The 22,234-nt window shown below is 62.1% G+C and carries 24 protein-coding genes and 2 pseudogenes; 11 read left to right on the top strand and 15 right to left on the bottom strand.

The window, feature by feature from the left end; genetic code table 11:
• Positions 1–45 precede the first annotated feature (45 nt).
• Positions 46–453 (bottom strand): YchJ family protein, encoded by a 408-nt coding sequence (locus WA157_RS19580; protein ID WP_422622576.1) that lies wholly within the window; start codon positions 451–453, stop codon positions 46–48.
• A gap of 201 nt (positions 454–654) precedes the next feature.
• On the opposite strand from WA157_RS19580, the gene WA157_RS19575 reads away from it, so the two are divergent.
• Genes WA157_RS19575 through WA157_RS19560 form a run of 4 tightly spaced genes read left to right on the top strand, consistent with a single transcriptional unit; the run spans position 655 to position 3,676 of the window.
• Positions 655–1,662 (top strand): thiamine pyrophosphate-dependent dehydrogenase E1 component subunit alpha, encoded by a 1,008-nt coding sequence (locus WA157_RS19575; protein WP_422622575.1) that lies wholly within the window; start codon positions 655–657, stop codon positions 1,660–1,662.
• A gap of 30 nt (positions 1,663–1,692) precedes the next feature.
• Complete coding sequence (locus WA157_RS19570) at positions 1,693–2,733, top strand: alpha-ketoacid dehydrogenase subunit beta (protein ID WP_422622574.1); 1,041 nt, start codon at positions 1,693–1,695, stop codon at positions 2,731–2,733.
• Positions 2,730–2,981 carry a lipoyl domain-containing protein gene (locus tag WA157_RS19565; protein ID WP_011466227.1) on the top strand — a complete coding sequence of 84 codons (252 nt, stop codon included), beginning with the start codon at positions 2,730–2,732 and terminating at the stop codon, positions 2,979–2,981. Before WA157_RS19570 ends, WA157_RS19565 begins: the two co-directional genes overlap by 4 nt.
• 44 nt (positions 2,982–3,025) lie before the next feature.
• Complete coding sequence (locus tag WA157_RS19560) at positions 3,026–3,676, top strand: lipoyl protein ligase domain-containing protein (RefSeq protein ID WP_422622591.1); 651 nt, start codon at positions 3,026–3,028, stop codon at positions 3,674–3,676.
• A 23-nt stretch (positions 3,677–3,699) separates the two neighbouring features.
• On the opposite strand, the gene WA157_RS19555 is transcribed toward WA157_RS19560, so the two are convergent.
• Positions 3,700–4,356, bottom strand: coding sequence for a DUF1345 domain-containing protein (locus WA157_RS19555; protein WP_422622573.1), 657 nt, complete (start codon positions 4,354–4,356; stop codon positions 3,700–3,702).
• A gap of 191 nt (positions 4,357–4,547) precedes the next feature.
• Between WA157_RS19555 and WA157_RS19550 the strand changes: the two genes are divergently transcribed.
• Together WA157_RS19550 and WA157_RS19545 are read left to right on the top strand one after the other, a co-directional pair.
• The gene (locus WA157_RS19550) at positions 4,548–5,336 is read left to right on the top strand and encodes a lysophospholipid acyltransferase family protein (protein ID WP_422622572.1); all 789 of its coding nucleotides are present in this window, start codon (positions 4,548–4,550) and stop codon (positions 5,334–5,336) included.
• 38 nt (positions 5,337–5,374) lie between these two features.
• Entirely contained in the window at positions 5,375–6,151 is a 777-nt protein-coding gene (locus WA157_RS19545; RefSeq protein ID WP_422622571.1) for a glycosyltransferase family 2 protein, read from the top strand.
• Here the strand turns inward: WA157_RS19545 and fabG are convergent.
• The 13 genes and pseudogenes from fabG to WA157_RS19480 form a co-directional block, all read right to left on the bottom strand.
• Positions 6,148–6,885 (bottom strand): 3-oxoacyl-ACP reductase FabG, encoded by a 738-nt coding sequence (gene fabG / locus WA157_RS19540; protein ID WP_422622570.1) that lies wholly within the window; start codon positions 6,883–6,885, stop codon positions 6,148–6,150. The two genes, WA157_RS19545 and fabG, sit on opposite strands and share 4 nt — an antisense overlap.
• Positions 6,882–7,322 carry a 3-hydroxylacyl-ACP dehydratase gene (locus tag WA157_RS19535; RefSeq protein ID WP_422622590.1) on the bottom strand — a complete coding sequence of 147 codons (441 nt, stop codon included), beginning with the start codon at positions 7,320–7,322 and terminating at the stop codon, positions 6,882–6,884. The genes fabG and WA157_RS19535 overlap by 4 nt, the downstream gene beginning before the upstream one ends.
• Positions 7,323–7,384: 62 nt before the next feature.
• Positions 7,385–8,221: a beta-ketoacyl synthase chain length factor gene (locus WA157_RS19530; RefSeq protein ID WP_422622569.1), complete on the bottom strand. Its 837-nt coding sequence runs from the start codon at positions 8,219–8,221 to the stop codon at positions 7,385–7,387.
• Positions 8,222–8,230: 9 nt separating this feature from the next.
• The gene (locus tag WA157_RS19525) at positions 8,231–9,424 is read right to left on the bottom strand and encodes a beta-ketoacyl-[acyl-carrier-protein] synthase family protein (protein ID WP_422622589.1); all 1,194 of its coding nucleotides are present in this window, start codon (positions 9,422–9,424) and stop codon (positions 8,231–8,233) included.
• Positions 9,425–9,490: 66 nt separating this feature from the next.
• Positions 9,491–10,156, bottom strand: a complete 666-nt coding sequence (locus WA157_RS19520) for a phosphatase PAP2 family protein (RefSeq protein ID WP_422622568.1) — start codon at positions 10,154–10,156, stop codon at positions 9,491–9,493.
• A 10-nt stretch (positions 10,157–10,166) separates the two neighbouring features.
• Positions 10,167–10,970, bottom strand: coding sequence for a polysaccharide deacetylase family protein (locus WA157_RS19515; protein ID WP_422622567.1), 804 nt, complete (start codon positions 10,968–10,970; stop codon positions 10,167–10,169).
• Positions 10,963–13,311 carry an MMPL family transporter gene (locus WA157_RS19510; protein WP_422622566.1) on the bottom strand — a complete coding sequence of 783 codons (2,349 nt, stop codon included), beginning with the start codon at positions 13,309–13,311 and terminating at the stop codon, positions 10,963–10,965. The genes WA157_RS19515 and WA157_RS19510 overlap by 8 nt, the downstream gene beginning before the upstream one ends.
• Positions 13,308–13,901, bottom strand: a complete 594-nt coding sequence (locus WA157_RS19505) for a LolA-related protein (RefSeq protein WP_422622565.1) — start codon at positions 13,899–13,901, stop codon at positions 13,308–13,310. Before WA157_RS19505 ends, WA157_RS19510 begins: the two co-directional genes overlap by 4 nt.
• The gene (locus tag WA157_RS19500) at positions 13,898–14,878 is read right to left on the bottom strand and encodes an acyl-CoA synthetase (protein ID WP_422622564.1); all 981 of its coding nucleotides are present in this window, start codon (positions 14,876–14,878) and stop codon (positions 13,898–13,900) included. Before WA157_RS19500 ends, WA157_RS19505 begins: the two co-directional genes overlap by 4 nt.
• A pseudogene (locus WA157_RS19495) lies at positions 14,875–16,567 on the bottom strand (AMP-binding protein). Before WA157_RS19495 ends, WA157_RS19500 begins: the two are co-directional and overlap by 4 nt.
• Entirely contained in the window at positions 16,564–17,235 is a 672-nt protein-coding gene (locus WA157_RS19490) for a hypothetical protein (RefSeq protein ID WP_422622563.1), read from the bottom strand. Before WA157_RS19490 ends, WA157_RS19495 begins: the two are co-directional and overlap by 4 nt.
• Positions 17,232–17,528 carry a phosphopantetheine-binding protein gene (locus WA157_RS19485; RefSeq protein ID WP_422622562.1) on the bottom strand — a complete coding sequence of 99 codons (297 nt, stop codon included), beginning with the start codon at positions 17,526–17,528 and terminating at the stop codon, positions 17,232–17,234. Before WA157_RS19485 ends, WA157_RS19490 begins: the two co-directional genes overlap by 4 nt.
• A gap of 135 nt (positions 17,529–17,663) precedes the next feature.
• Positions 17,664–18,503 carry a DUF3014 domain-containing protein gene (locus WA157_RS19480; protein ID WP_422622561.1) on the bottom strand — a complete coding sequence of 280 codons (840 nt, stop codon included), beginning with the start codon at positions 18,501–18,503 and terminating at the stop codon, positions 17,664–17,666.
• Between the two features lie 285 nt (positions 18,504–18,788).
• Between WA157_RS19480 and WA157_RS19475 the strand changes: the two genes are divergently transcribed.
• The 5 genes and pseudogenes from WA157_RS19475 to WA157_RS19455 all read left to right on the top strand — a co-directional run bounded on the left by WA157_RS19475 (position 18,789) and on the right by WA157_RS19455 (position 22,173).
• Positions 18,789–19,103: a BON domain-containing protein gene (locus WA157_RS19475; protein ID WP_422622560.1), complete on the top strand. Its 315-nt coding sequence runs from the start codon at positions 18,789–18,791 to the stop codon at positions 19,101–19,103.
• 165 nt (positions 19,104–19,268) lie between these two features.
• A pseudogene (locus WA157_RS19470) lies at positions 19,269–19,391 on the top strand (NERD domain-containing protein); the annotation flags it as partial.
• Between the two features lie 33 nt (positions 19,392–19,424).
• Positions 19,425–20,264 (top strand): DUF6216 family protein, encoded by an 840-nt coding sequence (locus WA157_RS19465; RefSeq protein ID WP_422622559.1) that lies wholly within the window; start codon positions 19,425–19,427, stop codon positions 20,262–20,264.
• 43 nt (positions 20,265–20,307) lie between these two features.
• Complete coding sequence (locus WA157_RS19460; protein WP_422622558.1) at positions 20,308–20,730, top strand: 3'-5' exonuclease; 423 nt, start codon at positions 20,308–20,310, stop codon at positions 20,728–20,730.
• 114 nt (positions 20,731–20,844) lie between these two features.
• The gene (locus WA157_RS19455; RefSeq protein WP_422622557.1) at positions 20,845–22,173 is read left to right on the top strand and encodes a hypothetical protein; all 1,329 of its coding nucleotides are present in this window, start codon (positions 20,845–20,847) and stop codon (positions 22,171–22,173) included.
• Positions 22,174–22,234 lie beyond the last annotated feature (61 nt).

The following is a 22,234-nucleotide window of genomic DNA, read 5'->3' as shown; positions in this document are numbered from 1 at the left end:
ATAACATATCAAACGAATAGCCATCTGGTGAACCTACCGCGGGCCTTACTCCGGTTCCTGCATGTGCCCGTCGATGTAATACCAGCGCCCGTCTTCCCGCACAAAGCGGCTGGTCTCGTGCATGCGCCCGCCGCGCCCGTTCTCGCGGTAACGCGCCACAAACTCCACCACCCCGGCCTCCCCCGTGGCCTGCGCGTGGCGCAGCTCCAGCCCCAGCCATTTGAGCGGCGGCAATTCCAGCTCGCCGGGCGAGGTGGACGGGTGCCAGGTGGCCAGCAAATAGTCGATCAGCCCCAGCACATAGGCGCTGTAGCGCGAGCGCATCAGCGCCTCGGGCGTGGGGGCGTACACACCGTCGGCCAAACCGGCGTGCCACGGGCCGCAGCAGTTGCCATAGGTTTCGCCGCTGTCGCAAGGACAGGCCGCGCGGGCCGGGTGCAGGTTCTTCTTCATGCCGCAATGGTAGCGGGCGCAGGTCGTGCCTGGCCGCGCCGCGCCGGGCGCCGGGTTCGTCGGCTGGCTTGATGGGCGGTTGATAAAAATCAAAAAAATCGAATGATCGCAAGCCTATGCTGATCGTTTTCCTTCCCAATGCCGAGCGTCACGCAAGACACATCCCGGCATCAGGCCCTGCACAACTTCAAGGAGATGAGCATGCAAGCCAGCCCGGAAAAACTGCTCTGGATGTACGAGACGATGGTCGAAATCCGGAACTACGAAGAGACCATGGCCAACGTCTATCTGGAGGGCAAACTGCCGCCCCAGATTCAAAAAGGACTGGCATTCGATATTGGCTCCGGCCCCGTGCCCGGCGAGATGCATCTGGCGGCCGGGCAGGAGCCGGTCGCAGTCGGCGTTTGCGCCCATTTGAAGAAAGAAGACACGGTGGTGGGCACCCACCGGCCGCATCACTTTGCGATTGCCAAAGGCGTGCCGCTCGACAAGATGACGGCCGAGATGTTCGGCAAGGTCACGGGACTGGGCAAGGGCAAGGGCGGCCACATGCACCTGTTTGACCCTGAGCACAAGTTCAGTTGCAGCGGCATCATCGGGGCCAGTCTGCCGCCGGCCTGCGGGGCGGGCCTGGCCGCCAAGAAAATGGGAGAAGACTGGGTGGCGGTTGCGTTCTTTGGTGAAGGCGCCGCCAATCAGGGCTCGTTTCATGAGTCGCTGAACCTGGCCGCACTCTGGCGCTTGCCGGTGATCTTCGTCTGCGAAGACAACAAGTGGGCGATCTCGGTGCCAAAGTCCAACGCGACCAGTATCGAGTGGGTGGCCGACCGCGCGTCGGCTTACGGCATGCCCGGCATCAAGGTCGCGAACAATGACGCGCTGGAAGTGTATGAGGCGGTGGCACCCGCGATCGAGCGCGCCCGCCTCGGCGAGGGCCCGAGTCTGATCGAGGTGAAGACCGACCGTTACCTGGGCCATTTTCAGGGCGACCCGGAGGTCTATCGACCCAAGGACGAGGTCAGCAATCTGCGCAAGAACGATCCGATCCCGAAGCTGGCCGCCCTGCTGAAAAGCCGCGGCCTGATGACTGACGCCGAAGAAGGCGTCATCGTGGCTCGGGCCAAACAGCGGGTGGCCGATGCCTTCGCCTTTGCCCGCCAGAGCGCCTATCCGGCCGCGCAGGATGCGCTCAATGATGTCTTTGCCTGAATCGGCAACTCAAAATTCCAGGAGCAGAACATGAGCACGACCCGCAAACTCACGATGGCCCAGGCAATCTCGGAGGCCATCGCCCTGGAAATGACACGCGACCCGAATGTTTTCGTCATGGGCGAAGACATTGGCGCCTACGGCGGCATCTTTGGCGCCACCGGTGGTTTGCTCGACAAGTTCGGCCCGGACCGCATCATGGACACGCCAATCTCCGAAACCGCTTTCATCGGGACCGCCACCGGTGCGGCGGCGGCCGGCCTGCGACCGATCGTGGAGCTGATGTTTGTCGATTTTTTTGGCGTCTGCATGGACCAGATCTACAACCACCTGGCCAAAAATACCTACATGGCCGGCGGCAACATCAAGCTGCCGGTGGTGCTGACGACCGCCATTGGCGGCGGCTACAACGACGCGGCCCAGCACTCGCAGTGTCTGTACGCAACCTTTGCCCACATGCCAGGCATCAAGGTGGTGGTGCCGTCGAACGCCTATGACGCCAAGGGCCTGATGACCCAGGCCATCCGCGATGACAACCCGGTCATGTTCATGTACCACAAGGGCATCATGGGCCTGCCGTGGATGGCGTATTTCGAGGGCAGCAGCAACGAGGTGCCCGAGGCGGCCTACACCATCCCGTTCGGGCAGGCCAAGGTGGTGCGCGAAGGGCAGGACGCCACCATCGTGACGATCAGCCAGATGGTGCAGAAGGCGCTGCTCGCGGCGGACGAACTGGCGCGCGAGGGCATCAACACGGAGGTCATTGACCTGCGCACGCTGGTGCCGCTGGACCGGGCCACGGTGCTCAAGTCCGTGGCCAAAACCGGACGGCTCCTGATCGCCGACGAGGACTACCTGGGCTTTGGCCTGACCGGTGAAATCTCGGCCATCGTGGCGGAAAACCTGGACACGGTGGTCCTGAAAGCGCCGATCAAGCGGCTCGCGCTGCCCAACGTGCCAATCCCCTACAGCCGGCCGCTGGAACAGTTTGTCATACCGCAGGTGAAGGGCATCGTTGAAGCGGTTCAAAAGCTGATGCAGGCGCGCATGGCGGAAGGAATCACGGCATGACCGGCATCACGCTGAGTCCGGACGCCTGGAAAGACATTGACCCGGCCACCGAGGCGCTGCTGGACAAATGGCTGGTGGCCGAGGGCGACACCGTGCGCGCCGGACAGACCCTGGCCAACGTCGTTCTGGTCAAGGCGAACCAGGACATCGTGGCACCCGATGACGGCCGCGTCGAAAAGATCCTGGTGCCAGCGGGCGAGACCTTCGCCCGGGGCAAGCCGATTGCCGTGCTGAAGGAGCTGCCGTAAACCCGGCCCTTCAAGAGCAGGCGTGGAACCGTCGTGAGCTTGCGCTGGCAGGGGCAGGCCCGCGTTTTCGTGTCTGGACCTACGCCGCACCGGCCATTGTGCTGGGCTGTTCGCAACGCGCCCTGCGCGATGACATCGAACGCCGCCTCCACGGACGGGCCGAACTGACGCTGCGTGAGTCAGGCGGCGGCGCCGTTCTGACCGGCCCGTGGCTGGTCGGCGTCTCGGTCGTTTTGCCGCCGGAGCACCCTTGGGTCTGCAACGGCCTGATCGACAGCTATCGGCACTTGGGGCAGTTGCATGTGGAGGTACTCAAGGCGTTCGGCGTGGCCGCGCGTGCCCTGCCACCGCAGGAACTGCCACGCACCCATGAGGCTGGCGCGGTCAGCACCGTCGGCTGGGCCTGCTTTGGCGGCCTGTCGCCATGGGAGTTGGTGAATGCCGAGGGCCGCAAGCTGGTGGGTCTGGCGCAGCGCAGGTGCCGCAGTGGCGTGCTGCTGGTGGCCGGGACCCTGGTGGGCCCGGTTGACTGGGCCTTGCTCTGTGACGCCATGGGACACCCGCAGCATGAGCCCCTGCTGCGGCACGGCACCGTTAGCGCGCAAGAGATGGCTAGCTGCCCGATCGGGCCTGAGCGCTTTGCGGCCGTCTTGACGCAGTGGCTTGAGCGCGAGCTCCTGACAAGCCGGGCCTAGATTCTCCTGCGATCCAACCGGGTCTACTGCAGCGCGCTGCCCACCACATTGATGCTGAGCGCCAGGATCAGCATATTGAAGGCAAAGGACAGCATGGCATGCAGCGTCGTGAGCCGGCGCATGCCACGCGAGCGCACCTGCACGTCGGACACCTGCGACGTCATGCCGACCACATGCGCGTAGTACAAAAAGTCGAAATAGTCCGGATCCCCTCCACCTGGAAACTGCAGGCCGGGGCCAGCGGGCTGCTGGCGTTGTTCTTCCTGGTAATAGCGGTGCGCATAATGAAAGGCAAAAATGGCCTGGATGAAAAGCCATGACGCCGCCAACGCCGCCATCGACAGCGCCACATGCAGCGTGCGCTCCATGCCCGAAAGGTCCGTGCGCTGCATCATGAAGACAATGGCAGCCACGCAAGCCAGGGTGGCCAATACCAGCACCAGAAAAATCACCACACTGGGTTCGTCCTGCGCCTGCGCTCGCTCGCGTGTGCGCCGGCCGTCAAAGCGCATGCAAAGCCACCAGGCCAGCAGCAGGTAGACCGCAATGCCCGCACACCATGCCAGCAGCCCGCGAAGCGGCCATGCCAGCGGCAGCGGCAGTGCCGCCGTCAGCAGGCCAGCCAGCAAGCCGTAGCCCAAACGCTGCAGACCGGTGGTTTCAGAAATATGTTTGCGCATGGCGCCCATTGTGCCGCCGCAGACCGGGCCGCTGGCAACAAGTGATTTAATGCCTTCGATGTACGATATCCTTGAATGATCAAGGACAGGTTTGCCGCAGGCCTGAAGGCCCCCGTGCAGGACACACACCCCTGACCGGGCAAAATTCACCCCCCAACTCACCCTGGATGGAAAACAAGCCGAATGTCGACATGAACGAGCGCGTCATACCTCAAACCCGCGGGGCCTGGCACGAAACAGTCAGGATGCACCTGGGCTTTTTGCTGCTCGGCGTGATGTGTCTCGCGGCCTCGCTGCTGGCGCTACCCTTGCGGGTGGTTTTGCCGCGGGCGCTGAGCAAGCGAACCGGGCGCCAACTGATTGCCGTGGTGTTTCGGGTTTACTTGCGCCTGCTGGAATTCATGGGGGTGTGTCGCCTCGACCTGGCAGCACTGGATGCGCTCAGGGCGGCTCCAGCCCTGGTGGTCGCGCCCAACCATCCCTCGCTGCTCGATGCGGTCATGATCCTGTCGCGGCTGCCCACGACCGTCTGCATCATGAAGGCCGAGCTCGTCAACAGCGTCTTTTTCGGCGCGGGCTCCCGACTGGCGGGCTACATCCGCAACACACCGCTTCGCGCCATGGTGCAAGCGGCGGTGGACGATTTAAGTCAGGGCAACCACCTGCTGCTGTTTCCCGAGGGCACACGCACCACCCGGTTTCCGGTGAACACGATGCAGGGCACGGCCGGGCTGATCGCCAAAAAAGCCGGCGTACCGGTCCAGACGGTGTTCATTGAAACCGATTCAGGTTTTCTGGGCAAAGGCTGGTCGGTCCTGTGGGCGCCCAAGATGCCCATCACTTACCGCATCCGGCTCGGCAAGCGCTTTGATCCGCCCCAGCATACGGCGGACTTTGCCAGTCAGCTGGAGCAGTATTTCCAGTCCGAGCTGGCCCATGCCCAGTTGCCCGATTTCCCCGTCTCGGCCCCGCCGGCCTGAGGGCTGGTCTTCCTTCTTTTTTATCCTGGTTGCTGCTGATGAATGTTGTCCCGTCCCGCGCCTCGCGCACCCACCTGGTGCTGATTCCCAGCTACAACCCCGGCGTCAAGGTCTTCGAAACCGTGCGTTCAGCGCGCGCCCAGTGGTCGCCGGTCTGGGTGGTGGTGGACGGCAGTACCGATGCCAGCGTCCAAGGCCTGCAGGCGATGGCAGCGCAGGACAAAGACTTGCAGGTGCTGGTGCTGCCGCGCAACGTCGGCAAGGGCGCGGCCGTCCTGCACGGGCTGGACCAGGCGGCGGCGCAAGGCTTTACGCATGTGTTGACCATGGACTCCGATGGGCAGCACCCGGCCCAGTTGATCCCCGACTTCATGGCGGCATCGGTCGCCCAGCCGGCCGCCATGGTGCTGGGTGTGCCGGTGTTTGCGTCCGACGCGCCGCGCCTGCGGGTCAACGGACGCAAGATATCGAACGGCTGGGCCAATCTGGAAACACTGTGGGCGGGCATTGGCGATTCGCTGTTCGGTTTTCGCGTCTACCCGATTGAGCCGCTGCGGCGCGTCATGCATGGCCAGCGCTGGATGCGCCGCTTTGACTTTGACCCCGAGGCCGCCGTGCGCATGTGCTGGCAGGGCGTCAAACCCGTCAACCTGCCCGCCACGGTGCGCTACTTTCGCGCCGATGAAGGCGGAGTCTCGCATTTCAAGTACCTGCGCGACAACCTGTTGCTGACCTGGATGCACACGCGTCTGCTGCTGGGCTTCATCCTGCGCCTGCCGCTGCTGCTGGCGCGGCGTATGCGAGGCGCAGCTTAAGTCATGGCGCCGTTGATGGAGATGATCTGTCCGCTGATGTAGGCCGCCCGCTCCGAGGCCAGGAAGCTGACCAGGTCGGCCACCTCTTCGGGGCGGCCGGCGCGCTTCATCGGCACCAGTTTGGCAATGGTCGGGGCATCAAAGCTGTCCTGGCTCATGGACGTGGCGATGATGCCCGGTGCCACGGCGTTGACGGTGATGCCACGGCTGGCCACCTCCAGCGCGAGCGACTTGGTGGCCGAATGCAGCGCGCCCTTGGCGGCCGCGTAGTTGACCTGGCCGCGGTTGCCCGCCACCGCGGCGACCGAGGTGATGTTGATGATGCGGCCCCAGCGGGTGCGGATCATCGGCATCATCAAAGGCTGGGTGACATGAAAAAAACCGTTCAGCGACACGTCAATGACCCGCTGCCATTGCCCGAGTTGCATGCCCGGAAAAATGGCGTCGTCGTGAATGCCGGCGTTGTTCACCAGCACCTGGATCGGTCCCTGCGCCAACAGGGCCTCCAGCGCGGTGGCGGTCGCTGCTCCGTCGGTGATGTCAAAGGCCAGCGCCTGGGCCTGGCCGCCTGCGGCCTGGATGGCGTCGACCACGGTTTGGGCGGCCTCCAGATTCCGGTTGGCGTGCACGATGACATGAAAGCCGTCGGCTGCCAGTTGCCGGCAGATCGCCGAGCCGATGCCGCCACTGCCGCCTGTGACCAGCGCGCGTTTGCGAAGAGGTGTTGTGTTCATAAGTCGCGGGGGATTGTTGTGCCGGGTTGCGGCAAAGCCAGGCCTTGCGCGTCGAGGATGACCGCCGCGCGCCCGCCAAGCAGCAGCCTGCGCCCGGCATGAACCGTGAAACTGTAAAGAATTGTGGTGCTGTCGCCGCTCAAACGTTCGGCGTGAATGCTGAGCGCATCGCTCAAGTCATCAAGCCGGTCCACATGAAGCGTCACGCCGCGAACGCTGGCCAGGTAACCCAGGGTGGGGCCCTGGCTGGCAGCGCCGGCGCCGGATTCAGCCAGCAAGGCACCATGCACGGCCATGGCCTGCGCGGCATATTCGATGCCGCAAGCCGCGCCCAGCCGGCCGTGCGCGCGCAAGGGGTTGTTGCTGGCCAGGTGGCTGCTGGCCTCGCAGCGGATCTGCTGGGTGTCCCAGGCGCTGACGCGCTCCAGCAGGCACATGCTGCCCTGGTGCGGAATACGCCGCGCAATATCGGCGTGCTGCAGGGTTGCGGGGGCGCGCGTCAAAGGCAAGGCGCCACCTGCACCGCCAGCTGCAAGCCTTGCAGGTAGTCCAGCACCACCTCGCCTTGGGTTTGCGCCGCCACACTGCGAAGCAGCGGCAGGCAGCGCGCGGCAGGAATGCTGCTGCGCAGGCGCTCCAGGGCGTCGTCTTCCAGACGCTGCGCCAGCGCGCCGGTCAAGCAGGTAGCGGGTGCCAGGCGCCACTGGGCCAGGCTGCGCTCGCTGCGTCGGGGCGCCAGCACCAGCCCCACCCCAAAGGTATCCGGCACAGGTCGCACACTGCGCAGCGGCTCGGGGTAGTCGGTGTCATAGGCCACCAGCAATACCGCGGTTTGCTCAAACATCACCTGCGCCATCGCCTCCAGCAGGCCGGCGGCGAAACTGCCGTCAAACGCACACAGCACCGACGAGCTGACCATGGCGCCACTTGAAATGCTCCAGTAACCCGAAGCCGCGTTGTGCACCGAATTGTGAAAGCGCGTGGGCGAAATCAGCCGGTCGCTTGACGCCAGTGCGCTGCAAATCTCATGGCAATTGAGGCCGTCCCCGCTGGACGATGTAAAGACGCTCGGCAGGGCGCTCGCCTGCAAGCCTGACGCCGCCACCGCTTCCTGGCCGACGGCCAGCGCCACCTTGACCACCGTGCCCGCGCGGCGGCGCTCAGCCGCTGGCAGTGCCATCGGCAGCGGCACGATGCAGCGCGCGGTCTGGTAGGTTTCAGTGCCTTCAAGCGCCCCTCGGCCTTGCGCCCAGTTGCCCAGGCCAGGGCCCAGCAGGCCGATGCCTTCGACAAAGACGGTGAGGGGCGGCGCCTGCAAGGCAGAAGGCAGTGTCATCGTTTTACCTTAACCGGCACGGCCAAAAATCAGGCTGCAATTGGTGCCGCCAAAACCAAAAGAGTTGCTCAGCGCGCGGTTCACGGCTTGCTCGCGGTTGTGCAACAGGTAATTGAGTGCCAGCGCCGGATCAGGCTGCTGCGTGTTCAGTCCACCCGGCAGCAGGCCGTGTTGCAGTGCCAGCGCGCAAATCACCGCCTCCAGGGCGCCGGCCGCACCCAGCGTGTGTCCGGTCGCGCCTTTGGTGGAACTGCAGGGCGTGCGGGGCCCGAACAGCGCTGACACCGCCTTGGCCTCGGCCGCATCGTTGCTTGGCGTGGCCGTGCCATGCAGGTTGATGTAATCAATGTCGGCCGCGCCGAGCTTGGCCATCGTCAAAGCCTGCTGCATCGCCATGCGCGCGCCCAGGCCTTCGGGGTGGGGGGACGACATGTGATGAGCATCGCTGGATTCACCGACACCGAGCAGCAGCACAGCGTCACGATCCAACTGCTCGGGCACCGGCTCCAGCAGGGCAAACGCAGCCGCCTCGCCAATGGAAATGCCGTCGCGCCCGGTGTCGAACGGGCGGCAGGCCTGCGTCGACATCAGGCCCAGGGAATTGAAGCCATACAAGGTCGTCAGACACAGCGAATCGACGCCGCCCACCACCGCCGCGTCGATCAGCCCCGTCGCCATCATGCGCCGGGCCGAGGCAAATACCTTGGCGCTCGACGAGCACGCCGATGACACCACGAAGGCCGGGCCGCTCAAGCCCAGGTAGTGACGCGTGAAATCCGCGACGGAAAACGTGTTGTGCGTGGTCGCGTACACAAAATCGGCCGGCAAGGCGCCGCTGACCGGATCGCGCCGCCGATAAGCCAGCTCGGTTTGCAGAATGCCGGAGGTGCTGGTGCCGATGAAGACGCCGACGCGCTGCGGCCCGTACTTCTTGCTTGCGGCGGCGACCGCCTCGCTAAAACCGTCTTGCAGCAGGCCCAGCAGCGCGAGCCGGTTGTTGCGGCAATCAAAGGCTGCCAGTGGCGTCGGCAACTGCACCGCGTCCACGCCGGCGACCTCCCCCACAAACGTGGGCAGATCAACCGTGTCGAAGGTGCACGGCGCCAGCCCGCCACGCTGCTGGCGCAGTGCGGACAGGGTCGCTTCAAGCCCGCAACCGATGCTGCTGGTGGCGGTGAAATGGGAAAGCCAGAGCGAGTTCAGGGGAAGCCAAGCCGATCTAAAAAGTGAGCCGGAGTCTAGCAAATTCAAGGGGTTGGGCCTGGCCCGCTAGCTTTTCAGGGGTATGAGATGGCGCAAGGACAGAGCGGCTGCCAGCCCCCCCAGCAGCAGACCGGCCGCGACATCCACGGCGACATGCTGGCGTGTGGCCAGTGTGGAATAGACGATGCCGGCGCACCACAACCCATTGAACAGGCGCATCCACCACGGCGCGCCAAAGCGGCGCAGCAGGTAGTGCAGCCAGAGGCATGAAAAAATGGCGGTGGCCACATGCAGGGAAGGACAGGCATTGCCCGAGGCGTCCAGGCTCTTGAGAAAATCCACACCCGGATAGCGCGCCCAGTCGATATCGGCGGCGGGGACCGCGGTAGGCCACAGGAAGAAGATGACCAGGCCGCTCAAGCAAGTCCCCGCCATCGCCCGGCCATACGCATAAAGTTCTTGCCGCGTTGCCAGCAAGGCCGGGGGCAAGGACACATAAACCCACAAGGAGACATAGAGCGGCATGGTCAGGGGTTCAAAGCTGATCAGCCGGTCCAGCAGGGTCAAGGGCATCACCGTGACGGCGCTGGCGGGGTGCTTGAGCAGGAAAAAATAGGCACCAAAAAACAGGGCGATGAACAGCATGGTGCCTATGCTTTTCAGAACCATATGTTGGGAGAGGACCTCTGCCACCTGACGGTACCAGACGGTCTGCCGACGCGGCTCGTTCAAGGCTGCTCCTTCATGGCGATGCAGCTTGCCGCAAGGTCACAAAACGCAGGCCAGCGGCCGCAGCAGACGCCACGAGCGCCGGCAGCACTTCGAGCACGACCGGGATGCCCCGCGTGGTTCGTGCCGCATGGCCGTCGTGCAGCAGCAAAATGGCGCCGGCTTGCAAGCCACTGAGCAGCTTGCCTTGAACGCGCGCAGGGTCGCTGATCCGGGTGTCGAAACCGCGTGCGGACCAACTGGCCAGCCTGAGTCCGAGCCGGGTCAGCACCGGGTCGAGAAAGGGGTTGCGCAAGCCGGCCGGGGCACGAAAAAACAGGGGGCGCTGGCCGGTAATCGAGCTCAAAGTGTCTTGCGCCGCCTGCAGTTCACGCGCGATGCCACGCGGCCCCAGCAGCGAAAAATAATGACGGTGGCGCTGGCTGTGGTTTTCCACCGCGTGGCCACGGCGCACGATGTCGCGGCACAGATCGGGGTAGCGGGCGGCTTTCTCGCCGATGCAAAAAAAGGTCGCCTGAACCGCGTAACGGTCCAGCAGATCGAGCACCAGCGGCGTGACGACCGGATCGGGGCCGTCGTCGATGGTCAGCGCAATTTCACGGCGGGCCACGGCCGCCAAAGGCAAGCGTGTCCAGTTCGGCCCCAGCCAATGGCTGCGGGGCCACAGGCCGACGGCCGCAATCAGCAGGTGATTGAGGGCCACGCCAGCCAGCGCCCAAGGCCATAGCGCGGGCGCAGTCAGGACGGCCCCCCAAGCCAGCAGATGAAGGACCACAGTGGCGCGGATCAACCAGGTCCGCCGCTGGGCATCACGCATGGGGTTTCCTGGCAAAAATCGCCGCATAGATCAGCGCCAGGATGACGCCCGGTGCCACGGTGACGCCCATGGCCTGCAACAAGGAGACCTTGGAAAACGCCAGCACGCCAAAGCCAGCCACGGTGGTGAGATTGGCAAACAGCATCGAGGCCAGGGTGCGCGGCGCAATCGGCGTGCGCGCATCCGGGCGGTCAAAAAACAAGGCGTAGTTGGAGCCCACGGCCACCACCAGCAGCAAGCCGACCAGATGCAGAATGATCAATTGCTGACCCCACAGGGCCAGCCCTGCCGTGACGGTGATGACAGCCGCTGCCAGCGGCGCAATGATGCGCAGCACACGCATCGGCGAGCGAAAGACCAGCAGCAGCAAGCCCACAATGGCGACCAGTCCACCCAGCGACAGCAGCGTGGCTTCATGCAGATAGCCACCGTAGAGATGGTCGGACTCGGCTTTCATGTCCACGAACAGCACATTGTTCAAGCCCGTGCGCGTCAAGGCCGAGCGAATCTTGTCGGCCTGAATGCCCACACCCTCCGGTGCGGTGAGCGGCAACAAGGCGGTCCAGCGGTCCTTTTGCGCAAGTAGCAAGGCATCGAGCGCCATCGCCATGGAGGTCTGCGCCAGGTCGCTGGCCTGCAGCAGGGGCCGGCTGCGGGCGGCTTCAACGTCCGCCAGAAACGGTGTCAACAGTGACGCACGCAAGGGCAAGCCCTGGACGGCTTGTGCCAGGTTGGACGCCAACGGTGCCGCAAGGGGTAAGCTGGCCTGGCGGGCGCGCTGCGTTGCTGCGCTGGGGAGATAACGACTGGGGCTTTGGAAGCCGGCCAGCTCGCCCTGATCGACTTGCGCTTGCAACAGCGTTGAAACCTGCTCGGCAGAGCGCAACACCTCTTCCTGGCTGGCGCCGGAGACAACCACCAGATAGCGCACATCCGGCGCGCCCATGTCAGCCCGCAGGCGGGTATCGAGCGCCACATCGGCCTGCGAGACCGGGCTCAAGGACGCAATCTTGTCATTGAGCAAACTGCTGCGGCTGTTGATGAGAACGGCGCAGGCCAGCAGCAACAGCAACACGGCTGGCCAGCGCAGTGCAGCGGCGCGCTGCACCAGGCCAGCCAAGACGCGCCCGACGTTGGTGACGTCGTGGATGCGAAAGTTGGCCGGCAGAAGCTGTGGCAGCACGAAACGGGTCACGCTGGCGGCAGCAACCAGCCCGGCAATCGCATACAGGCCGAGTTGCGCCAGGCCCGGAAAGCCCGACAGCAGCAAGGCGGCAAAGCCGGCTATGGAAGTCAGCACGCCGAGCCGGATCGTGGGCCAGAAGCGCTTGATCCAGTGCTGCGGGTCGGCCTCGCCCTGTTCGGATTGCACAAACAGGTAGATCGAATAGTCCACCGCCTCGCCGATCAGGGCGGTGCCAAAGCCCAGCGTGATGCCATGCACCGAGCCAAAGCCCAGACTGACCGCCGCAACACCTGCCAGCGCGCCGCTGATGACAGGCAAAAACCCCAGGGCGAGTGCCGTGATAGAGCGATAAACGAGCAGCAGCAGCGCCGCGATGAGCCCGATGCTGATGAGTGACAGCAGGCTGACCTGGCTTTTGATGGTCTCGCGCGATGTCACCGAGAACACGCCGGGACCGCTCATGACCAGCCGGGCGTCCGCGTGGGCCTCCGGTGCTGTTTCAAACGCCTGGCGGATCGCCGTCATGGCGCTTTGCTGGGCATCGGTATCGGAACCCGCGGCGCGCGTTTGCATCAGCAGCAGGGCGCGCGCACCGTCGCGTGAGGCCCAGGCGCCCTGCACCAGCTTGGGCTGCGTGCCGCTGCTCAGCTGTTCGAGCAATTGCACCATCTCACCGGTCGGGTCGCGCGGCAACATGGATTTCACCAGCAGCCCGGCGGGCGAGGCGAGCAGGTCAATGCTCTCGCTCAAGGCGGCATGTAATCCTTCCGCGCTGAAGCGCGCAGGCGTCACCGCCGGGCTCAAGAGGTAGCGGTTGTTGAACAGAAAGGCGCGGTCGCGCTCGGTGTTGACGGGCTCGCCATTGTTGACGGTGACAAAAGCCGCATCGGTGCGCAGGCGCTGCGCGATGTGTTTGGAGAGCCGGGCACGGCGGGGCGCATCGGCGCCTTCAATGCCGACCAGGATCAGGCGCGAAGCCAGGCCGTCACGCAGTTGGTCCATGAGCAGCCGCTGCTCCGGCGTGGGGGTGCGCGGCATGAAGGCCGACAAGTCGGTGGTGAAGCTGGTGCGGCTGATCACGCCGGCGCAGAGCAGCAAAAACGCCAGCCACAACGCGACGGCAAGGCGGCCACGGCGGCGTGTATCAGGCCTCACGGCGTCACCAATTTTTCAATGCTCATCAAGGAGCTGTCGCCATCGGCCTGGGTGATGTCGATGCTGCGCACCAGGTCACGGGCACCGGTGATGCGGATGCGCTGCACCACGGCCAGCATCTTGTCGTCCCGTGGCAGAAGTTGCAGGGTCCAGCGCTCTGCCGTGCCCTCCAGGCTCAGTTGATAGTTGCGCTCCAGCGCCTGGCGGTCGCCCGCCAAAGTACCGCGAATGCTGTCGATGAACGCCGCCAGTTCAGGATAAGCCTGCAACTGCAGACGGTGTTTTTGACGGCCACGCTCAATCAACAGGTCACCCCCGTCGATCACCATGGATTCGGGTTTGGGCTTGAGCGTGCGCTTTTCCAGGTGGTCAGGCGCGGTGTAGAACAGTTGCCCGGACGACTCGACCGGCCGGTCAAGAATGGCAATCGTCTTTTTCTCGACAAAGCTGGCTTGGCTGGACCTGTTCTGGGCCAGGGAGTCCATCAATTGCTGGATGTCCCAGGCCGCCAAGACCGCCGGGCTGGTCATGGCAAATACCAGGCCCAGCACGATGGGCGCCAGTCTAAAAAGTCGAACGGGGTGCATCATGGCGTGGGTTGAATTTTTTCAGGAGAGCGGCTGGGTCGCGGCACGGGAGCGCGCCAGAAATCAAAAAAGTTGAACCAGTTGTAGGGCGCGCTGCGGCAGTAGTACGCCAACAGCGCAGCATAACGTGCCATGGCCGCCTGGACCGCCAGCGTGCGCCCGCGTGGCGGCACTTTGGAGAAATCCGCCAGCGCTTCAAAGTGGATGTCGTAACGGTTGCCGCCGCGATACAGCCCGGTCATGAACAGGACCGGGCGCCTCAATATCGCCGCCATCCGGAACGGACCCAGCGGCAGCTCGGCCGGATCGCCCAGAAAATCAAACGCGCGGGTGTCGTCCTGGCCCAGCGACCGGTCGCCCAACATGCCCACGACCGTGCCCTGGCCCAGCAGTTCATGCACCTGAATCATCGAATCGATGTGGCCGAGCGCCACGATGTCCTGTTGCGCTTCAGGGTTGATGGCGCCGAGCGCGGCGTTGATCTTGCGCGCATTCTCCTCAAACATCGCCATGGCCACCCGCAGGCCGGGCTGTTGGCGGCCGATGGCCCGCAGCACTTCGAAGCTGCCCAGATGCGCGCCGAGCAGGAAAACGCCCTGCCCGTCGGCGACGACTTTGTCGATAAGGTCCTGGTTGTGAACCCGGATGTCAAACAGCTCGAAGCGCCCGTTGAGCAGATAGATCCGGTCATGGATCACCGACGCGAAGCACAGGAAGTGCCGAAACAGATGGCGCCAGCCGACCGCTGCGGGCGCCGGCAGCTGGAGCACCCGGCGCAAATAATCGCGTGACATGCGACGCGCAGTCGGCGCAAACGCCAGGAAATAGGCCGCGATCGCGTAAAGCACCACGCGGCTCGCGCCCCGGCCCAGCCGCAGTGAAAGCCAGGTCATCAGGCGCAGCATGAACAGGCTGCTGCGCTCGGGGCGCTGTTGCCATTCAGCGCCGCCTGACGGCGTGGCCTGCTGCTGCGTCGTCATGGCGCAGACGGTGGCAACACCAGCGTGCCGGTGGCGACTTTCCGCTGGCCGCTGGAGACATCGAAGCGGGTGCGGCCCGAAGCGCCCGAGGTGAGCAAAAGCGTCAGGGTCTCGCCGGGGCCGACCGGGCTCAGAAACTTGGCGGCGCTGATCTGGCACACCGGCGTCGTATCAAAGCCGTCCCCGGGTGCCCTGGGTCGCCCTGTCTGCAGCGCCGCATGAATGACGGCGTCCAGCAAAACCACGCCCGGCACAATCGGCATCCCCGGAAAATGGCCGGCAAAAGCCGGATGATCCGGCGCGATGAAAAGCGTGGTCTCAAGCTGCATGGGGCGTGCCTTTGCGCTGATGATCAGACGCCAGTGCCTGCAATGCGTCGCGCGGCAATTTGCCCGTGCTGTTGCGAGGCAGCGATGCCAGCAGCACCAGCGGCCTGGGGATAAACACCGCGTCAACGCGCTCCCGCAGGGCCGCCAGCAGGGTGGTCGCCTTCATGCCGGGCGCGACGGCAAAGGCCATCAAGCGCGTCACGCTGGCGTCGTCTTGCTCGGCGGGCATGAAAAACGCGCCGTCGATCACGCCCGGGATGGCATTGAGCTGATGGTTCAGGTAGTCGAGCGAGCTGCGTTTGCCCGCGATGTTGATGAGATCGGCGGTGCGGCCATGCAGCAGGAAACGCCCACCATTCAAGAGTTCGAGTTCGTCCGCCATCGGCATGGGCGGCTGAACATGCCCGCCCGAGACCCAGGTGCGCCCCTGCGAAACGCTGAGCGTGAGTTCCGGGAAAGGCGTCCATTGGGCGGTCTGGGTGGTGCGCCGGGTCGCAATCTGGCCGGTCTCGGTCGAACCGTAGATTTCAAACAAGGGCGCCTGCAGGCGGGCCTCGACGGCCAGCGCCAGTTGCGGCGGCATGGGCGCAGTGGCCGACAGGACCAGATCGGGGGCGGGAATGTCCAGCCCCGACGCCAGCAGGACTTTCAGGTGCAGGGGCGTGGTGACCAGCAGGCACGGGCGCGGCGATTGCGCGAGCACCGAGCAGATGTCGGCCGGGTAAAACGGATGCGCCGCACTCAGGGCTGAGCCGCTTTGCAGCGCCAGCAGCACGGAGGACTCAAAGCCATACATGTGTTGCGGTGGCACCGTGGCCACAATGCTGTGGCGTCTGCCGTCCAGCAGCCCCAGGCGGGCGGCTTCGGCCCGAACGCTGCGAACCAGTCCGCCCCAGTCCTTTCGGTGCGCCACCGGCGTGCCGGTCGAGCCGGACGTGAACACGATGGCCGCCGTACGCGCGGCCGGAATTTCGGGAACTTCATAGGTGGCGCTGGCTGCATCCGCTGCCGCTGCATCAACGGCCGGCGCGCCCGCCCACGCAAACTGGGGCAGATCAAAGGCCTGCGGCTGGTCAACCAGGCAAAACACGTCGGACGCAAAGTGCTCGACCTGGCGCATCATCTCTATCGTGAGCGTGGGTGGCAGCAGGCTGATCTTGTCGGCCAGCAAGGCCGCTGCCACGCCGACGGCAAACCGGTAGCGGTCGACGCAGACATTGAGAACGTGCCGGCCCGCAGGCAGATCTGCGGCCAACTGCCTGACATCGGCCAGAAAATGCGCCACGGTGATCGGCCCGGCAGGGCCGTAAGCCAGGATGTCTTGCGCGTGCGGGTGCGTGACGAGCGGGAAGCTGCTCATGGTCGGCGCGCCTTGTCTTGCGCGCTCGCTTGCCGGTAGGCGCGAATCGCCGCCAGCGGTCCGGCGCGGTCAGAAGCGGGCAACACATAGCAGCGCGCCGCATACTCACCCACAAACATCAAGCCCAGCAGCGGAATGCCCATCAGGTTGGCAAAAGTCGACCAGATGGCGGCAGGCGCGAGCCAGAACAGCAGCAGCGACAGCCCTGCGGTGGCGCCGAAATAAAAGGTCCAGCTCCAGGTGGCCGCACGCGTGTAGCGCGCGAGCGCCGGCGTCAGGCTGCCGTGCACGATGCTGGCAAAGCGCGAAATCATGGGTGTGCCGCCACGCTGCAGGGTTTTGCCGAAGGCCAGACACAAGAGCGCATAGGTGCCTGCATGCTGCAGCAGAAAGACCCAGTTGTAATGGGCCACCAGCCAGCTCTTGACACCGTAAATCACGGTGCATGCCGCCAGGCTCAGGGCCAACATGAGGGCGCGTTGGCGCGAACGCCAAGCCAGCATGAAGGCCAGGGCGAGCAGGGGCGCGAGGGCGACCAGGGCGCCCTGCAAATCGGGTGTGCTTGACGCGGCAGCCCGATGGGACAGCAACGCATAAGCGATGCCCAGGGTAAGCAAGCCGCCCCAACGAACGGCTTGCTTGAGCCGTGTCGCCCATTCAGCTTTCACTGGGTACGCTGGGCGGCGATATGGTTGCTCAGGCTGCGCAGCGACAGGAAAATGGCGTGGTTGTCTTCCTGGCCCGCGCGCAGTTGCAAGCCGTAGCGCTTGGAGACCACGAGTGCAATTTCAAGAATATCGATGGAGTCCAGCCCCAGCCCGTCGCCGTACAGGGGTTCGTCGGCTTGCACGTCGGCCGCGCCAACGTCCAGGTTCAAGGCGCTCACCACCAGTTCAGCAACTTCAAGTAGCAGGGCTGCATCAGCCGTTGGGGAGGATGCTGGCAGGGTCAGTTGGGGCATGGGAAAAGATCAATGTGGGTGGGGGGACAGCGTGACAAAGCCGGCACCGGTGGGCCGGCGAACCTTGTCGCGGGCCCGATTTTAACGAAAAGCGCTTGTGCCCGATAAGGAACGCCGCTGGCGTCAAGGCGCTGTCTAACGGGGCACCACCCGTTTGATGAGTTGCTGGCGAATCGCGGTGAGTTTCGCCTTCAGCCGGCGTTCGTTGACCGACCCGACGCGCAGCATGATTTTTTGGCCGGCTGACAGCGACTCGAAGGCCGGATTGACAAACTCGTAGCGCACCCAGGGTTGCAGCGACGCAACCGTCCCTTTGACCTCGGTCAGGTGAACCTGAATGGGCTCGTCGGCACCCGGTGTGGCGAGCAGCTGGTCAATCACCGCAATCAGCCGGTCGTTGAAGTAAGCCTTGGGGTAACCCAATTCTTCATACGCCTGCTGCAGCAAGGGGTACATGCGAATGTACAAATCGACGGCCTTGCCCGCGTCTACCGATTCGGCCAGCAGCACCAGCGGCGTGTAGCGCTGGCTGTTGTCGGCGTTGATGACGCTGCCACCCGCGCGTTCTTCAACCATGAAGCGGCCAGGCGTCGGCTTGATGGGCCACAGCATGGGCGACGCGTGGGAGCGTCCGAGGTTATCGACCGTGGCTACCAAGCGGCGCGGAAATTCATCAAGCGCAAAGAACTCAAGAACTGCCTTGCGGCCCAGAAGATCGGTCAACACCGTGCCCAAATCAGCCGCCTTCAAGGGAAGCGCCTGGGCGGGTGGTGCTTCGACCGGGTACTGGATCACCGGCTCTGCGGGCGCCGCAGCCGATTCGGGGACGGCCGGTGCCGCCGCGGGTTCAGGTGCGGGTGCCGCGGCAACAGGCGCCTGGGGCGCGGGCCGGGACATGTTCCACCAGAGCGCTGCCGGGCCGATGATCGCCGCGCCGATGACGACTGCAAGCAGCGTGCGTCGTGCCGTGCTCATGCTGCCGGCGGCGCAAGCCTGGAGGCTGTCACCGCGTTTTCTGTTCGTGTAGCCATGTGTTTAATTATCTGCCTCCCCCTGACAGCATGACGCAACCGGATGTATCAGCGGCTATTGCGCAGGTGTCGCAGCGCTTGCGAATCATCAAGTTTCCGCATTTTTTCGGAGTGCTTTTGGCTTGCCAGCCAGGTTACTTCGCATTACTCTTTTCTGCTCGTGGGGCTCGCAACCCGTCAGACAATCAGTCGAGGCCAAGCCCACATCAACTTTCACAGGAGGTTCATCATGATCATTCGTACTCTTCTTGCCGCCGTTGTTGCCGCAGTGGCTCTGCTCACCGCCACCGGCTGTGCCGTCACGCGCGGCCAGGAAACCGTCGGCGCCTATATTGACGATGCCACGATTACCACCCAAATCAAGGCGCGCTTCGTCGACAACACGCAGGTCGCCGCGACCAGCATCAAGGTCGAAACCCTCAATGGCGTCGTCCTGCTGTCGGGCTTTGCCAAGAACACCACGGAGAAAAACATGGCAGAGAGCATCGCGCGTGGTGTGAACGGGGTGAAATCCGTGAGGAACGAGATCGTCGTACGTCCGTGAGCGTCGCTTAAATGCACGCGTGAATCTACAAGACCGTGCGCTAGCGCACGGCACCCAACAGCAAGCTCCGCCGCGTTAAGGGTTTGACCTGGCCCGATCCCTACCAAGCCCCCTGCGATTGCGCCCATAATGGCCCGCAAACAATCTCAGGGACGGGATCACCACATGGCAACCTTGATACCGGCGCTTGGCGCTTGTGTGTCGCGCATGACAGGCGGCGAGCGACGCGTGGCCGAGCGGCTGGAACAGAAGCTCGACGACGATTACCTGCTCCGGCACAACGTGCCGTCTACCTCCACGGTTTGTTGAAGGACGCGTCATATGGACTTGACTGCGTTCTCAACCCTTCCCAGTGTTCTGGGCATCCTCGTATCAACTTTTACGCTGCTGGGATTCGGGTGGCTATGGTGGCGAACCGAGTCACGCCATGTGCTGATGTACCGTATTTGGCGACTACTTCATGGCCGCCAACCGATCAGCGATCCTGAAATCAGCGCCTATATTGATGAACAGACGAGCTTGATGTCATTTCGATTCCTCACCGGCGTCCAAGTGAAAACATTGGAGAGCGCACGCCAGCTGATTCAATGGGCAAAGTTTCATGACGTTGAGATGAAAGCCATTAGCTGGTGCGATGACTACTTTGACCCGGATTTGCGGCGGGTTCGGCTGAAAAAACTTCCTCCTGCATGGGTGCAAAGGCTAAAAATTGTATTCACCTCATTCACGTTCCTTGCAGCAGTGATTGGTTCTCAGGGCATCGTCATCAATGACGCAGTTCTCAAATTCAAAGCTACAAGTCGCTGGTTTCTTATGAACAATGAAGAGGCGAAAGCAATCTCGCTATTCAATGTGGGAATACTCCATAAATCAGATTGCCAAGCAAATGCTCGTGACAATGCGCTACGCACGTCATTTACGGAATCAGAAGTAAAACTTTTATGTACGAAGCTGGAAAACTTAGATATTCAGCGTTATGTCCAAGAAATAGTAAAAACTCAAAGACTAATCTTCGCATTTATTGCTGCTGTCTTGCTGTTGATTACGTGGCATTTGTTTTGGAACTGCATGAAAGGCGTAGCAGCTAAGCGTTTAGAAAAGCGGTGCCTTAATCCCGAGGTAACTGGCGGTCAATGCGACTTGAACTTTGATGAAAAGTAGCCAGAAAAGTCAGCTTGTTGCCATTTGGAAGTGCGAAAGATCGTTGGCAGTTCTGAGCAGAAGTCGTGCCCAGCGACCGCTCAGACGCATCAACCGCGGGCGCGATGGCGAGGCGCCGCTGATCATCCGCTTGCCGAAGCTGCGCGCCGAAGCCACCAAGATTTCCGACTTACTGAACACCGCCCATCAAGAGGACCACGCGTGGGGTGACATGGCGGTGCTTTGCCGTCACCACAACGAGATGGAAGAATGCGCCCCGGCACTGAGTCGTTGGCAACTGCCGCACCAGGTGCGCCAGGGCTCAGGCAGCTTCAATCCGCTTGAGGACACCATCAAGGTGCTGACCATGCACGCCAGCAAAGGGCTGGAGTTCCCGGTGGTGGCGCTGATGGGCGTTGGGCAGGTACCTGCTGCGGGAGAGGATGAGCGGGAGGAGGCGAGGTTGTTTTATGTGGGAGGCGACTAGGGCGACGCATCGATTGGTGATTACAGCGAGTGGGGACGGGGGATTTGGGCGGAGATTGGAAACTTAACAGACTACGAGACTATTTTTTAGAATATTAATCAAGGAGCAATTGCAATGGCAAACAAGGAAGAAGAAAAAGGAATTCAGACGCTGATACCTAAAAAAAGTTCTGCAGAAATGGATGCTATCCCGAACACTGACTCGGAAATAGATAGGCCGACAGAAAATCATCCAATAAATTCTGTATTGGATATTTTTTTGGGTGATATACGATCAATTCAGAAGACTCACATGATTGTTCTTCCGCATGTTTTTTCATGGCTAAGAAGTCAGCATGAAGCCAATGCAAAGAAACTTGCCAAATATGCGTCAAAGAACGAAGATCAAACCAATGTCTATCACGCATTATCAGCCCACGAAGCGTCCGAAATGCTGAATGCAATTAGGGCGTTGGATGGCCTTGGTGGAATGCGGATTCCAGAAACACTGCAGCGAAGCTTATTTACTCAGCTTTTCTCTGAATACGATGCGTTCGTTGGTGCCCTGCTAAAGGTAATTTATAAGAAGAAAAGCGAACTATTAAAAGGAATTTCCCGACAACTGAGCTTTGCCGATCTGCTTGCATATGAAGATTTAAATGCGATCAAACTTGATATGCTGGAAAAGGAAGTCGAAACATTTCGACGAGATAGCTATATTGAACAGTTTGTTTCTCTTGAAACCAAGTTTGGACTAAAACTTCGTACCTTCCCTGAGTGGGGGGAATTCATTGAGATGTCGCAAAGACGAAACCTTGTTGTTCACAACGGAGGGGTAGTTAGCGATCAGTACTTTGTAGTTTGCGACAGAGAAGGTTACATATATCAAAAACGCCCCAAACTTGGCGACACATTGAAATTAGGTGGTGAATACTTTTCTCGTGCATCGATTGTGGTCTCGAAAGTAGCCTTTATGCTTTGCCACACACTTTGGCGAAAATTATTTCCCAATGAAAAAAATATTGCACATGAAGGTGCAAATCAAGTGCTTTTCGATCTCCTCACTGATAAGCGGTGGAAGACAGCAAATGAAATTGCAAAATTTACTCTTACTGAACCCATGAAAGACAGTATTTCCGAACTTGATCTAAGGATTAGAACTATTAATGCAGCTATCGCAGCAAAGTTTTCTGGTAATGAAGATGGTTGTAAGGCTGCCCTAAAATCTTTAGACTGGACTGCTACATATAGAGATTTTAAACTTGCAATCGCAGTTTTAAATGACGATTTCCCAGCGGCCGCAGGGATGATGAAACTGATAGGCAAGCAAGGTGAGTTGTTTGAGGAGCTGTCGTATCACGACTGGCCGTTATTTCATAAGTTCAGAGAATCCCCTGAGTTCTTGAACGCCTATGCGGAAGTCTACGGAATGCAGAGAGTCTTTTGCCTGGCGGTCGCGGGCTAAAGAGCTGAATCAAAACTGGGGCGGCCGTTCCGCGAACGGTAGGCAAAAGATCCCGTTGGAC

This window comes from Rhodoferax ferrireducens (assembly GCF_049302455.1).
Lineage (GTDB): Bacteria > Pseudomonadota > Gammaproteobacteria > Burkholderiales > Burkholderiaceae_C > Rhodoferax > Rhodoferax ferrireducens_B.
Note: the sequence above shows the minus strand (reverse complement) of the source record. Positions and strands in the feature narration are given on the sequence as shown.

Excerpts from the sequence above, each read along its gene's own strand:
- WA157_RS19500 (WP_422622564.1), bottom strand. The coding sequence starts at position 14,878 with ATGACGACGCAGCAGCAGGCCACGCCGTCAGGCGGCGCTGAATGGCAA.
- WA157_RS19580 (WP_422622576.1), bottom strand. The coding sequence starts at position 453 with ATGAAGAAGAACCTGCACCCGGCCCGCGCGGCCTGTCCTTGCGACAGC.
- WA157_RS19475 (WP_422622560.1), top strand. The coding sequence starts at position 18,789 with ATGATCATTCGTACTCTTCTTGCCGCCGTTGTTGCCGCAGTGGCTCTG.
- WA157_RS19505 (WP_422622565.1), bottom strand. The coding sequence starts at position 13,901 with ATGATGCACCCCGTTCGACTTTTTAGACTGGCGCCCATCGTGCTGGGC.
- WA157_RS19575 (WP_422622575.1), top strand. The coding sequence starts at position 655 with ATGCAAGCCAGCCCGGAAAAACTGCTCTGGATGTACGAGACGATGGTC.
- WA157_RS19480 (WP_422622561.1), bottom strand. The coding sequence starts at position 18,503 with ATGAGCACGGCACGACGCACGCTGCTTGCAGTCGTCATCGGCGCGGCG.
- WA157_RS19515 (WP_422622567.1), bottom strand. The coding sequence starts at position 10,970 with ATGCGTGATGCCCAGCGGCGGACCTGGTTGATCCGCGCCACTGTGGTC.
- WA157_RS19570 (WP_422622574.1), top strand. The coding sequence starts at position 1,693 with ATGAGCACGACCCGCAAACTCACGATGGCCCAGGCAATCTCGGAGGCC.
- WA157_RS19545 (WP_422622571.1), top strand. The coding sequence starts at position 5,375 with ATGAATGTTGTCCCGTCCCGCGCCTCGCGCACCCACCTGGTGCTGATT.
- WA157_RS19565 (WP_011466227.1), top strand. The coding sequence starts at position 2,730 with ATGACCGGCATCACGCTGAGTCCGGACGCCTGGAAAGACATTGACCCG.
- WA157_RS19535 (WP_422622590.1), bottom strand. The coding sequence starts at position 7,322 with ATGTGCCTGCTGGAGCGCGTCAGCGCCTGGGACACCCAGCAGATCCGC.
- WA157_RS19455 (WP_422622557.1), top strand. The coding sequence starts at position 20,845 with ATGGCAAACAAGGAAGAAGAAAAAGGAATTCAGACGCTGATACCTAAA.
- WA157_RS19465 (WP_422622559.1), top strand. The coding sequence starts at position 19,425 with ATGGACTTGACTGCGTTCTCAACCCTTCCCAGTGTTCTGGGCATCCTC.
- WA157_RS19530 (WP_422622569.1), bottom strand. The coding sequence starts at position 8,221 with ATGACACTGCCTTCTGCCTTGCAGGCGCCGCCCCTCACCGTCTTTGTC.
- WA157_RS19485 (WP_422622562.1), bottom strand. The coding sequence starts at position 17,528 with ATGCCCCAACTGACCCTGCCAGCATCCTCCCCAACGGCTGATGCAGCC.
- WA157_RS19550 (WP_422622572.1), top strand. The coding sequence starts at position 4,548 with ATGAACGAGCGCGTCATACCTCAAACCCGCGGGGCCTGGCACGAAACA.
- WA157_RS19555 (WP_422622573.1), bottom strand. The coding sequence starts at position 4,356 with ATGCGCAAACATATTTCTGAAACCACCGGTCTGCAGCGTTTGGGCTAC.
- fabG (WP_422622570.1), bottom strand. The coding sequence starts at position 6,885 with ATGAACACAACACCTCTTCGCAAACGCGCGCTGGTCACAGGCGGCAGT.